This window comes from Paenibacillus sp. FSL H8-0315, assembly GCF_038005365.1.
GTDB classification, from domain to species: Bacteria; Bacillota; Bacilli; order Paenibacillales; family Paenibacillaceae; genus Paenibacillus_AQ; species Paenibacillus_AQ odorifer.
Map to the genome: position 1 here is coordinate 3,957,071 of NZ_JBBOTA010000001.1, position 13,966 is coordinate 3,971,036.

The window sequence follows — 13,966 nt, forward strand, 5'->3', positions numbered from 1 at the left end:
CAAGCTCCTATATCTTATTTTTATCCAATGAACAACAGATAAATCAATTCTAAACGAAACGGGGGACGAACAGGAGGATTTTTTGAGAATAGCAAAAAAGGGGTTGCAAAGCAATAAATACGCGTGGTATATTTTAACTGTAAAAATAATCTAAACGTTTAACAACGTGATTAAAAGAGTTCCCATAATAAGATAGGAGAAGGTGTAATGAGGAAAACCAGCATTAAAGACATAGCCGCAAAGGCTAATGTTTCGATTGCTACAGTCTCCTATGTGCTTAATGGTACCCGCAATGTACGTTCCGATACAAGGGAACGAGTTGTTGCAGCCATTGAGGAGTTGAATTATAAGCCGAATGCTATTGCGAAGAGTCTCAAGCTCAACCGTACGAATACAATAGGTGTTATTGCAGAAGATGTGACGGTATTTAACACCCCCGATATTATCGATGGAATTAATGATTTTGGAGATCGTAATGATTTGCATATTTTACTGGTGAATCTTCGTTTGGACAAGCGTATCGGCCGTAACTTCTCGAATACGGAAGACTATCGAAAGTATGCCGCTAATGCGGTTGCCGAACTGCTCAGTAATCAAGTGGATGGGATTATTTATATCGGTGTTCATCCCCGTGATTTAACGGGTTTAATCGATACGGAAGGTAAGCCTATTGTGTATACCTACTCTTACACACAGGACGATATCTCTATCCAGTATAATGATGAGCAAGCTGCTTACCAAGCCATGTCCTACTTGGTTAACCAAGGACATAGCAGAATTGCTGTAATCAGTGGGTTGATGGATTCAATCCCTTCCAGATTAAGACTGAACGGTTATTACAAGGCCGTTACTGAATATCAATTACCGTTCGATCCACTGTTAATTAAGATGGGAGACTGGGAGAGGGAATCAGGGTATCGTCTTACCTCCGAGTTGCTCGCTTTGCCGGAGCCTCCAACCGCGATTCTTTCCATGAATGATGTAATGGTTGTAGGTATTTTGCAGGCGGCAGAGGAAAAAGGGTTTAAAATACCGGATGATCTGTCGGTTGTCGGTTTTGATAATCGTGAATTCAGTGATTACTTACGCCCGCGTATAACAACAATGGGACTTCCGCTACATGAGATGGGCTATCAAGCTATTGAGGTGTTGTTCAATTTAATCAAGGGGACGAAGATGGATTCACTGACCATGCCGGAGTGCCGGTTGATCGAACGTGATTCTGTGGCTACGTTAAAAAATGCTGTGAGACAAAAATAAGTTTCACAGCTCCTTTTTCCTCATAAATCTAAACGTTTAACTTAAAATATTGAAGAGGTGCTAGGCAATGACGATTCTAGGCAACGAAAATTTCAGGATGGAGTTAAGCGACCGCGGAGCGCTTCAGTCTCTGATATTACAGGGCGACCCTAGTGAAATGAATTGGGTAGTTGATCCGTCTTATTTGAAAGAGGCAGGTTATGCGGATACAGATAAGCTATTCGGAGAATGGACAATAGAGCTAGACGGGAATATCATAAAAAGCACTGATCTGTTGCCCAAAATCACGCCAGAAGGAAAAAACCGTGTATTTGTGGATTTTGAAGGTGCGCCGATTGCAATCAGACTTACATATTCTTTGGAAGATGAGCGACTAAGATGGACTATTGAAGCTATGAACCGCTCAACACAGTCTGTAAGAATTAATGGACTTCATGTGTGGTTTTCGCTCGCTTATGTCATGTACAGAGATGAAAATGTGCAGCGCAATATGAGTCAGTCCTGTGCAGTATTCCCCCATCTTGGTGGAGATTTCGCTAAAATTGCTGCCATTCGACGGAGCAACGAAGCACCACATCTGGGTGTTTATGGTGTTCAGGGCAGAACAGTAACCGTAGGTACTTATTGTAGTTATAAGAATCGTTTTCTTGAGCAGGTTTCCCCTTCTTTGGATGGTCTGCTGTATCATCGGCTATCGTTGGTGGAGGACGGATCATCTATGACCGAATCTGCAGCTGCCGACTGGATATATGGTGGCGCTTACAGTCCGCTGGATCTTGACGCTGGAGAGACCTCCAGCTGGGAATACATATTCCATCCCTGTCAGAATCGAGATGATTTCTATAGGCAGGGTATGGCCTATGGACATCCGCGCTGGAGCTATACGCCTGTATTAACCCGGGGAGGAAGGTTCGAAGCTGTTGTTGATCTGCCGCAGGGCCAGGCTCTACGTGAGCTGCGTTTGTATAGCACTTCAACGGCAACGGAGCTGATCCGCCAGGAGAATATTACGAACGAAGCTGTACGGTTGGAGTCAGGCAGCAGCTACACTATATCTTTACAGCGTTTGGAGCCGGGAGAACATAAGCTGGAGCTGGGGCTAGAAGATGGACGGACCGATATCCTGGTCTGGAATGTACTGGAGTCGATTGACCTGATTCTGGAAAAGAGAGCCGAGTGGTTGGTAAATAACAACTTTGGAGGGACAGGTGAGGCTGAGAGGCCATATGCCTTCCGTCCGCTATCGAATCAGGGAGAATCGCTGGGTAAGGTTGCTTTTCTTCTGATGAAGAATAGCATGGCCAAGGCTGTCCCCGAACAAGTAGCTAAGGCCGAGATTGCCGCAGTATTGGATGTGAAGGAGCATTGGTTTGAAGGCGGAGATTTCAATCATCCGCGTCCCTTGTATGGAGAATTCTACCGCATTTATGATCTGGATTATATTGGGCATGTCTTTTATCTATTGTCACGAATGGATGGTTCATTACTTAAAATTCATTCTCCTAGAGAATATCTACAATGGACTGCCGAAATCATGTGCCTTCGCCTAGACCCTGATCGGCATAGTGGGCAGCGTGAACAGGATGAGAGCCGTCTAAATGGTATATTTGTGCTCTATATTCTTGATTTATTAGAGGCACTGAAGCAGAGCGGTCTTTCAGAAGAGTATAAACGTCTACTTACCTTATGGGAGCAATTTGGCAGAAATCTGGAGACAGGGATACAGCAGTATGAGGGAGCTATAACGGAGCATTTTTACGATAATGCAGGATTTGGTCCTACCTGTGAAACATTGTGTCACCTTGGAAATAAAGAGGAGGCTCAGCGTTATGGGCAACTAATTCTGGCAAATATCGGATTCAGCAATGATTACAGAGTGCAGAATCCGGATCGTTGGTGGGAAGCTTTGTCGTATATGATTCATTCCCTTTGGGGTGGATTGGTAGCAGGTGCATCCCGGGTTGCCTATGAATTCCTTGGAGACCCTGAATATTTGGAAGCCGCTTACCGTTCTACGATGGCAGTATTCAATTGTTACGATTGGAATGTACGCTCTACTCCACGCCGTTTGTTGCCTGGAGAGGCAGCCTCTACATATAGTGTGGCAGCTCCTAACCTGAACATGCCAGAATTGTCGCGAAACCGTTTTGGGCAATCCGTATTTGTGGGGGCAAGTGATTCCTTGTTTGCTTCGCTGTTCTCGGGTGTGACAGGAGATGATTGGGATATGGGGGAGGAGCTAGTGGCCTATCTAATGGGCTTCGGGACAACCACATATTTGTACAGGGATCCACGCGGAAAGATGCGCTGTATTAACGGTTATATTGAAGAAGACTCGGAGGGCTGGATCGTAACAAGTTACGCTGCATATCCGTCAAGATATGTGCTGCTTGAGGATAAGCTCGAATATCGCACAACTGAGGGGATACTAGAGCCTCGCGTAAGACTGGCAGGCGGAGGAATATTCAGCCCTTGTCTGTAATCGCTAAGAATGACAAACCATGATGATTTTAGGCTAAAGCTTTAAATGCTTGGCTTGAAATAAATAGATATGAAAAAAAGGGAGGCAACAAACATGAAGTTTGGAAAACGTACTCTAGTTCTATCTTTAGCATCAATGATGGTTTTTTCCGCACTGGCAGGCTGTTCGGGCGATTCCAACAACGCGGCTCCAAAGGCATCTGAAGGGTCTGGAGCAGCCAACAAAGAAACTACGCCTGATAAAGATGTAACCTTGGAATTATTGTATTGGGGTGATGATGTACAGAAAAAGCTGGTAGAAGCGGCAGCAGAAAAATATACAGCCGACACCGGAGTGAAAATCAATGCACAAGTACTTCCAGCAGATGGCTCCTTTGATACATTTATTCAGACCCGGCTCGAATCCGGTGAACTTCCAGATATCAGTTATATGGGTGAAGGCGATATCCAAAAGTACAATGAGATGGGAATTATCGAAGATATCAGCGATTTATTAGCGGACGGAAGCATTCCTGAAAAACTATCAGCGATTACAATCCATTCACCTGAGCAAAAAGTGATCGGAGTCGGCCTATCCAACCAGTTGGAGCTGCTTTACTATAGCAAGTCCAAATTTGATGCAGCAGGCCTTGAATATCCACCCTCCAAAGTTGAAAATGCGTGGGATTGGGATACATTCGTAACAAACGCGAAAAAGCTAACGACAGATACTAAAGGAAAAACAGCGGCAGATGAAGGCTTTGATGCTGCTCTGACCGAGAACTACGGGCTTGGTATGACAGCGGGACGGGAGTTCCACCATTTCTGGGCAGCTTATGCCAACGGTGGCGGGATTGTTTCCCCGGATGGAAAGGAGTTTCAATGGGATTCTCCCAAAACGGTTGATGCCATCCAGAAGCTAGCTGATCTCGTTAACAAAGACAAGGTTGCATCCGCTTTCAATTACACTTGGAATTCTGGAATTGGTTCTGCGGTAGACGCTTTGAGTGGTGGTTATGCCATGGCAATCAGCGGCTCTTGGGATCTAGCTAATATCAAAGGTAATGAAGATATCGGCGTTGGCGTTCTGCCTAAGATGGAAAAGGCAGTAACGATGAACTGTGGTGCTCCGCTTGTTGTGTACAATACATCGAAGCACATTGAGGAAGCCAAGAAATTCTATGCTTACATGGTAAACCCTGAGAACAGTCTGGAGCTGCTGAAGAGTGGTGCGTGGTTGCCGAACCAGGCAGATTGGTATACCGATCCTACCTTGGTTGAAAAGTGGACCTCCGATCTTCCTGAAAGCGCAAAAGAAACTATCCTTAGTTATTCCACAACGAAAGACTCTATCGCACAATGGCCTGCATATTACGTTCCTGCCTACCTCAAGATGAATACTGAATATGAGAAATCTATTGATCAGGCGTTGGCAGGTAAGAAAAGTGTTAAAGAAGTCTATGACGCGATCATGCCAGCGATCAAGCAGTTGTTCGAGAGCGGCAAGGTTTCCTAATTAGAGCTTATATTTGAAAAGAGGGCTATTGCTTATGAACCCAGAGAGCAAAACCGAAACGGCTGCGGTCTATGTTAAAAAGCATGCCAGAGGTGTCACCAAAGAGGCGGTGGCTGGATATTTGTTTGCAGCACCGGCCATTATTGGATTTTTGGTATTGACGCTTTATCCGATGTTGGCCAGTTTGTTTTACAGCTTTCATAAAATAACGATTATGAGCGGAAGCCAAGTTATGGAGTGGATTGGACTGGATAATTTCCGGTACATATTCACCAATACCAGCTCCGAATTCAAGAAATCCATAACGGTAACCTTGATTTATGCCTTCATTAACGTGGCGCTTGTAATCACCTTTTGTCTGATTGTTGCACTCTTATTGAACCGTAAATTTATCGGCAGAAACTTGATGCGGGCTATATTCTTTCTGCCGTCTGTAGTTCCGATGCTGGCGACAACAATTGTGTGGCAGATGCTTCTACAGAACCAAGCCAAGGGTGGATTGCTTAACTGGATTTTATTGCAGATAGGAATAGCCCCTGTTGATTTCCTGACAGATCCCATCCGTATTTTTGAGACATTGTTTATCATGAGCTTGTGGACCTGTGGTGGGACGATTGTTGTGTTCATCGCTACGCTGCAGGATGTTCCGGGAGAATTGCTGGAAGCTATCGAGATGGACGGGGGAAATGCTTGGCACAAGTTCCTCAAAGTAACCTATCCGACGATCAAGCCTGTCCTCTTTTTCCAATTGATTATGTGCATGATGACCTCTATCCAGATTTATACGCAAAGTGTGGTGTTGTCCAGAAATGGTGCACCCGATCGGATGACTTATTTTATCAACGTTATGATCTATGACCATTCATTTGTTCAGGTAGGGATGCGCGGTTTGGCGTCTGCTGAGGCATGGGTCGTCTTCCTAATCACTATGGCCATTACTGGTGTGCTGTTCTACTTCCAGGGCGCATTTAAAAGGGACGATTCGATGGGCAAAAGAAAGAAGGCGAGATAATGGCGGCTACCGCAATTATGAATTATACAAGTATCCAGAAAAAAAAGAAAAGAGCTAAAGCCATCAATACCGGGCTGATTCTGCTCTCCTGTCTGCTAGCAGTGGTGTTTGCTTTTCCGCTTTATTGGCTGCTGCGAGGTGCCTTCGTGAGCCATACAGAAATACTGGCGCGGCCGCCTGTGTTTTTCCCTGAGTCACTAAATGTCGATAATTTTCGGCTTGGGTTGGAACGTATTCAGTTCCTGCGGCAGCTCTGGAATTCAGTTTCGATTGTAGTTCCTTATGTGATCGGGACGGTGCTGACGACAAGCTTTGCTGGGTATGCCTTTGCTAAGCTGAACTTTCCGCTGCGCGGGATGTGGTTCGTGCTGGTCATCAGTACGATGATGCTGCCTAGTGCCGTAACCCTGCTGCCACAATATTCTCTGTACACTTCTTTGGGACTAGCTGGCAAACCTGCTCTTATTATTCCGGCCTTTTTCTGTGCAGGCGGCAACGCGTATTTTGTCTTTTTGCTCCGGCAATTTTTCATGACGATTCCACTAGAACTCAGTGAAGCTGCCAAGATTGACGGTGCGGGTTATTTCCGTATCTACTCCCGCATCATGCTGCCGCTTATACGTCCCGCAATGATTGTTGTGGCGTTGTTCAGCTTTATCAACTGTTGGAATGAATTTTTCTACACTATGATTTATTTGAAGACTGAAGCAGATTATACGCTGCCTATGGGCTTGTATATTGTGAACGGGATGCGCATTCCGAACTATGAACAGGTCATGGCACTGGCGCTCGTCGTTACAGCTCCTTGTCTAGTATTTTTCTTGATCGGCAACAAATATTTTGTTGAGGGCATTACATTAACAGGAATCAAGGGATAAAAAGGAGGAATTCATCCAAATGACAAGTCATAAATGGCCCAGAAGAGCTTCTGTAGCGGCATTATGCGCGGCTGTGGTATTAAATGCAGGGATTGTTCCCGTATCGGCTAACTACACGACTGATTTCTATCATGAAGGTGTAGGCACCGATTACGGGCAGGCGAAGTGGAAGGATAATTCTATTGTTAAGGAAGGCGTTAATTTCAGCGATGTCACCGTCGGAGAAATGATGCAAGCGATTGAAGCTTTTGATTTTGAGGCTTTTGCAAAAGATAATTCCGATTTGCCTTGGCTTGACGCCTTGCTAGTTAACGAAGGTGTCATTCCGGATGATGTCAACGACGAAGTTAGCGCCAATACTCTGTTCAGCCGGGGAAGCGCTTTGTACATGAAGACTCAGGATAATACCAAGCTGGGTTTTGTGGGAACGGTGCATTACGCGGATACTTTGAACAAGGACACGATGTATAACATCACCCTTTCTACAGGAGACTTGGCGGAACAGAAAAATGTGCGGAAGAACTACCCGAGTCATGAGAATCAGACCTACACAAGCGGAGGCCTGGAGATTAACCAGCGGAAATTTATTTCCAGCTATAACAGTGCTGTAACGCTGCTTCAATTGAAGAATCCTACAGCCAGCGATATAACGTTGACGATGAAGGTTAAATCACCTTTCGTCTCAGCGGCTGAGGGTGATGAGCTGGTGGGTTACAGAGTGGCTGCTCCGCTAATGATAGGCAAAGCTGGGCAAAAGGTAGTTGAAGCAATGTCCTACGTGGATGTTCACCTGAGCGGAAACGGCATGAGTCCTTCCGGAAATGAACTGGTTAAAGAGATTACAGTGCCCGCCGGTGGCTCCGTTGACCAAAAGGTAGTCATGGGTTGGCTCGCGGATGAAATACCAGGCTCAAAGCTGCATTATGAGAGCTTTAAGGCTGCTGACAGCAATGATACAGCCTTTTCCGCACAGGTGCGGGAGTACAACGAGTGGTGGGCAGAGAACATTCCATATATCGATGTTCCCGATGAGAATGTGAAGAAGGTACTTTATTATCGTTGGTGGTGTAACCGCTTTAATTTGCTGGATGCCAACATTCCGGGCAATGACTGGCAGTTCCCGATGAACATGGAGGGCGTTCTTGGCTACAACAACGGGATTACGGTCAGTGTACCTTGGGCGATGCAGGATCTGAAATGGCTGCGTGATCCTTCCTACTTGTATGGAACCTGGCTGGCTCAAGGGGAATATTCCGAGAATAAGAACTATAAAAATAATCCCGGACGTCCTAACATCTGGACTTGGGATATGATGCAGAACACGTCGCAAGTAGGCTGGGATGCTTACAAGATTTACGGTGGTGGTCAGGAAATACTGAAGAAGTTCGCTGATTTTTCCGCCACTGATGTTACCGGCACACTTGAACATTTTAAAGGCACTAATCCAAATCTTGTTTATTATAACCATGGTCCGATTACAGGTAATGACGGAGATACCGTATCCATGCACTGGAATGGCAGTGGTAACTATGCCCGGCTGGATGGTTCTTCTACTACTTACGCCAATGCAGTGGCAACAGCGAAGATGTACGAGCAGCTTGGGGATACTGCGGGTGCAGCTAAAATGAACACTGTGGCGCAGAATATTAAGAATTCAATTCTGAATGAGATGTGGTACGACAAGGCTGACTTTGATGGTGACGGTGTGGCGGATACGAATGGTACAGGCAGCTTTTTGCACAAAAAAGTTGTGGGTGGTACCGATGTATTCAACCCTTGGCGGGATAATAACATGTTTGTCTTTAACTTTGGTGTAGTACCAACTGAAGGTGAAGAAGGATATGAGGCGAAATATTTATCCCAGTTGTCTGATTACGCAGATCCGAATTATTATCCGATCTTTCCCTTCTTTACAGCGGATCAGAACAGCATTATGAAGCGGGTGGAAGATTTCAAGAACGGCAAGACGGATGCCTTCGGTACAGACCAGTTCGCATGGTGTAACTTCGGCAACTATATTAATACCGTTCGTGCCTCTCTGCGCTATTATCCTATAGATAACATCAATAGTGACGTTTACAAAACACTGTTTGATTGGGGCGCTTGGTTGCATACAGTGGAGCCGGGCAATACGGACCACCTGGACTCTAATGAATTTTTCTGGCTGGAGGATTACTTCTTCGGTACGCCATGGACAAAAGACAATCCTCCTAACCCTAGTGGAGATATGGTACGGGCATGGATTCACCACGATACGCTTGGCATGATGAATTACACTGTGGTTGAAGATATGGCGGGTATTCAGCCACGGACAGATGACAAGATCGAGCTATGGCCGATTAATGTTGATTATGACTATTTTGCTGTAGATAACGTGCGTTATCATGATGCTAACTTATCTATCGTATGGCAGGATCCTGCTAAATACAGCGACAATCCTCATTATCAAGGTATTCCAGCAGGTTATTCGCTCTTCATTAATGATGAACTCGTAATGACAACTAACGAAATGTCCCATCTGATTTATGATACAGCTACTGGTAAGGTGGAAAAACCTTCAGGTGATGTAACTGGGGCTGTTGGCGATAACTCGAAGACACAGGTGTTATATGAAAAAGGCAGTGCTACGACACTTGCTGCGGCAGATCAAACATCCCTAGCTAGCAATGAGAAGACTGTCGATATGTTTAATAAAGCAGGCGTAGATATTGTTAATGAAGGTACGAATCTGGCTGTTGCTTCAGGCACTACTGTTGAATCGACTTATATCAAGAGCGGTTCGAACATCCGCAACCTGGCGGACAATTCGACAATCGCATCGATTAATCATACGTCAAACACAGCTTTATTCGGAGGTTCGCCGAATTCCGTCGATACGGTTACGTTCAAATTTGATGGAGTCCAGGCTGTGGACAATGTAAAAGTCTATTTCTATAATGACCGGCTTCTGAACGGTTATGGTACACCACAGACATTCGGTGTCGAATATCAGGATGCTGATGGAAGTTGGAAACCAGTGGAGGGGCAATTCCGCTATCCGGAGTATATTGCTTCCAACTATAACAATGTAGAGTTCCAAAAGGTTAACACTGCAGCGATTCGCATTCATGTGACGCATTCGCTGGAACTTGCGACCGCCATAAAGGAGATTCAGATCTACAACAATAATCTGGAGGTTAAGGCGGCTGCCAATCAGGCACCAAAGGTTTATCTAGAAACACCATTGAAGGTTGAGCAAAATGTGCCTCTGACGATTATGCCACAAATCGTTGATGATGGATTGCCAAGTGGCAAGCTGACTTATACCTGGGAGAAGATTTCAGGTGAAGGAGAAGTAGAGGAGACAGGGCTTGATAAGGCCATGCTGCAAGCAACCTTTAAGGCGACTGGTGAATACGAATACCGCCTGACTGTTAGCGATGGGGAACTTGAAACTGTCGTGAAGGTTCCAGTCACCGTATTTGTAGCTACTGCAGAACTGACAGAGATGATCGCGAAGTTTGCGGATCGGGATTCCGGCAGACTTGTCCGGAACAAGGATGATTTTACTGCGGCAACATGGCAAGAGCTGCAAGCTGCACTGACTGCTGCCAAGGCATTGCTGGCTCAGGGAGAATATACACTGGAAGAGATCAAAGTGGCAACGGATCAAATGCGGATGGCGGTGGATAACCTTAGATACAGAAATGCTGCCCTTTTGGCTACGCCTAGTGCCTCTTACACTTCGGCATGGGAGTCTGTGTATGGCATTAATGATGGTTATATCCCTTATACTTCAGCAAGTATTTACAATAGCGAAGCAGAAACTCAGTATGGGAACTGGGGCGGTCCCGGTGAAAGCCATTGGCTACAACTGACCTGGAAAGAGCCCGTGACTTTGTCAGGCAGCTCCGTGTACTTCTATGATGATGAAGGCGGTGTACAGGTACCGGGAGATTACAGCTTCGAATATTGGGATAAGGATGCCGGAAAATACGTACCGGTAACGGGCCTGAGCGAGAAAGGCAAAGCAAGAAATGCTTTTAACGAGGTAACCTTTGACGAGGTGAAGACGGATAAACTCCGTTTGATTCTTAATAAGCAGTCCACTAGTATTTGGACAGGCGTTAAGGAATGGCGGGCAATTTCGTCTAAGCCAGAAGGAGAAGTTCCTGCTCCCGGCGACCATGGTGCGATTGTAAGCATTGAACAGATTGCGGTGAGTACGACAGTTAACGTCGTGCCTACTCTTCCAGCTAAAGTTACGGTAACTTACGCCGATAAAACGACAGGCTTGGCAAGTGTGGTATGGGAGGAAATTCCCCTTAACAAACTCACCATTGCTACAGACTTCACTATATTTGGTAAAGTGGCGGGCACCGATATTGCTGCCAGCTGCCGCATCAGTGTGAGGTACGATAAATCTAAACTTAAAGCAGCCATTGATACAGCGGAAGATCCTTCGGTAAATGAAGAGAATTATACCGGAACGCCTGAGCAATGGGATGCACTACGCATTGCACTAGAGGCTGCTAAAGCCACTTATGCAAATGACGGTGCTACCGATGGTGATATTAATGTGGCATATTCCAATTTGAAAAATGCCTTTGAAGCCTTACAGCCTGTCGAAGCTCATGATGCAACGATCAGCGGAATCACAATTCCGGGCGGATCTATTGATCAGGTAGCCAAAGAAATTATTTTACCGGATACGACTACACTTGATGAGCTGAAGGAAGGACTTACTGTTCCGGTAGGGGTTACCTTCGCTGTGTACGAACCCGATAGCATTACTATTGCGGGAGAAATTCAAACGGGTTACAAGGTCATTGTGACGGCACTGGATAAAACAACGACCAGAACGTATACCTTAACATTAGTTTCTGTAAATCCACCTCTCATAACGGCAGCCTTGGAGGAGAAGCTTAGAGCAATAGAGGCTCTGGATAAGAGCCTTTATGTAGAGGAGAGCTGGAATACTCTTGAGAAAGAGGTAGCACGTGCAGTGATGTTGCTGGAGAGTGGAACTGCTACTCAGGCAGACATTGATGAGGCATTAAGTCAGCTTACTGCGGCGGTTGCGGGCCTGAAGTTGCTTTCAGAAGCTACGCCAACACCTACGCCACCATCAACACCTGCACCGACAACGACACCTACACCAACATCAACACCTGCACCGACAGCGACACCAACGCCAACGGCAACGCCGAAATCAACAGAGGCACCGGGTACTTATGTGCCGGTAGCCACGGCAAAACCTTCGCCTAGCGCGTCTGCGACAGCTGCCCCTGCTGTAAGCAATGGTAAAATCATTGTCCAGATGGTTATCGGAGCAGATGGAAAAGCATTGGCTGAACTCACTGCCGCAGATGTTGAAAAGGCAGCAAAGGATGCAAAGGATGGTATGCTGTCCATTGTCGTGAATCCTACCGGAAACGCGAAACAAATTGTAGTTGAGCTGCCACTGCAGTCACTGGCAGCAGCGGGGAATGTTAAATCCCTCAAGATTGATACAGGAACAGCAAGCATAATGCTGCCGGAAAGTTTCCTGAAGACTTACAAAGATGCTAAGAACAGCAAACTTAAGCTTATTGTGGGCACTGGAGATATATCCGGATTGCCACTTTCGGTAAGCAGTCAGATGAATGCAGGTACAATTAAAGACATCAGTCTTAGCGTAGATGGTGTGGTTATTCCAGGCGATGTACTGAAGACATCGGGGATCAAGCTGGCACTTCCTTATACGCTGAAGTCTGGTGAGAAAGCTCATAAAGTAGTGGTTTATTACTTGAACAGTAATCAGCAACTAGAGACCGTTAAGAACGGAAGATTTAATACAGGAACACAGATGCTTGAGTTAAATTTGCAACAGCTTGGCAGTTATGTAGTGGTTCACTCGAATGTTTCATTCAAAGATACCGCTACAGCTAATTGGGCGGTAAACAGCATTGAAGCACTCGCAGCACGAGGCGCAATCCAAGGGATGGATGCTGAACACTTTAATCCAAGTGGAAATGTGACCCGTGCAGAATTCATCAAAATATTGATGAACGCTTTTGATTTACTAGATGAGACGGCTGTAAGCACATTTACAGACGTTAAGGATGGGGCATGGTATGCCAGTCCGATTGCGAGCGCTCAAAAGCTCGGTATTGTTAAAGGCAAAGCGGATGGCAACTTTGGTGCAAGCGAGGAGATTACTCGTCAGGAAATGGCGGTCATGATTTATCGTTTGGCTCAGACGATTAATATCCCATTGACTGACGGAACAAATGCTTCTGGTGAAGCATTCTCTGATGTGAACCAGTTGTCTGCGGATGCAGCCAAAGCTGTAGAAGTGATGCGTATTAGTGGAATTATTAACGGTATGACATCCAACCAATTTGGACCAAACGGCAAGGCTACAAGAGCGCAAGCAGCGACCGTGATCTTCCGCCTGTTTGAGCAGCTTCAATAATCATGCAGCAATACAAGATATAAAAAATCGTGCAGCAATACAAGATATAAAAAAGACGCAGGTGTCCCGTAGTCATGATCATGACTGCTGGGCACCTGTGTTTTTTTGCTGCCAACCCCAAACGCCTAATCTCATGCTCGTATCCACCACGCTCTTAAAACAAACTTTGCTTCATGGTATGTAATTTGCACGCAAGAGATCGCTAACGGACCCAGGAGCCCCTAAACGTTGCATTTATCGACTTTTGGTGTGCTATCGGACCCCATAGTCGCTATTGGCATGAAAATCGCCCGATTAGAGCCACTTTTGATGAGATAGCTGCACTGGAGTCCGAAAATGTGCCCAAAAGGCGGTAATTGAGCCAATAACGCCTCCTGAGTCCGTAAGCGTCTGAGGATGCACTC

The 13,966-nt window shown here is 45.8% G+C and carries 6 protein-coding genes; all 6 read left to right on the forward strand.

Annotation, left to right across the window (positions count from 1 at the left end):
• The first annotated feature begins 207 nt into the window (after positions 1-207).
• The 6 genes from MHB56_RS17270 to MHB56_RS17295 all read left to right on the forward strand — a co-directional run bounded on the left by MHB56_RS17270 (position 208) and on the right by MHB56_RS17295 (position 13,562).
• On the forward strand, positions 208-1,260 hold the full coding sequence (locus MHB56_RS17270) for a LacI family DNA-binding transcriptional regulator (RefSeq protein WP_076193723.1): 1,053 nt from the start codon (positions 208-210) through the stop codon (positions 1,258-1,260).
• 67 nt (positions 1,261-1,327) lie between these two features.
• On the forward strand, positions 1,328-3,742 hold the full coding sequence (locus tag MHB56_RS17275; RefSeq protein WP_076185162.1) for a hypothetical protein: 2,415 nt from the start codon (positions 1,328-1,330) through the stop codon (positions 3,740-3,742).
• Positions 3,743-3,835: 93 nt separating this feature from the next.
• Entirely contained in the window at positions 3,836-5,236 is a 1,401-nt protein-coding gene (locus MHB56_RS17280) for an extracellular solute-binding protein (RefSeq protein WP_076124434.1), read from the forward strand.
• 34 nt (positions 5,237-5,270) lie between these two features.
• Positions 5,271-6,248 carry a carbohydrate ABC transporter permease gene (locus MHB56_RS17285; protein WP_081383334.1) on the forward strand — a complete coding sequence of 326 codons (978 nt, stop codon included), beginning with the start codon at positions 5,271-5,273 and terminating at the stop codon, positions 6,246-6,248.
• Positions 6,248-7,126, forward strand: a complete 879-nt coding sequence (locus tag MHB56_RS17290; RefSeq protein ID WP_081383335.1) for a carbohydrate ABC transporter permease — start codon at positions 6,248-6,250, stop codon at positions 7,124-7,126. Before MHB56_RS17285 ends, MHB56_RS17290 begins: the two co-directional genes overlap by 1 nt.
• Before the next feature lie 19 nt (positions 7,127-7,145).
• On the forward strand, positions 7,146-13,562 hold the full coding sequence (locus MHB56_RS17295) for an S-layer homology domain-containing protein (protein WP_341143790.1): 6,417 nt from the start codon (positions 7,146-7,148) through the stop codon (positions 13,560-13,562).
• The last annotated feature ends 404 nt before the right edge of the window (positions 13,563-13,966 follow it).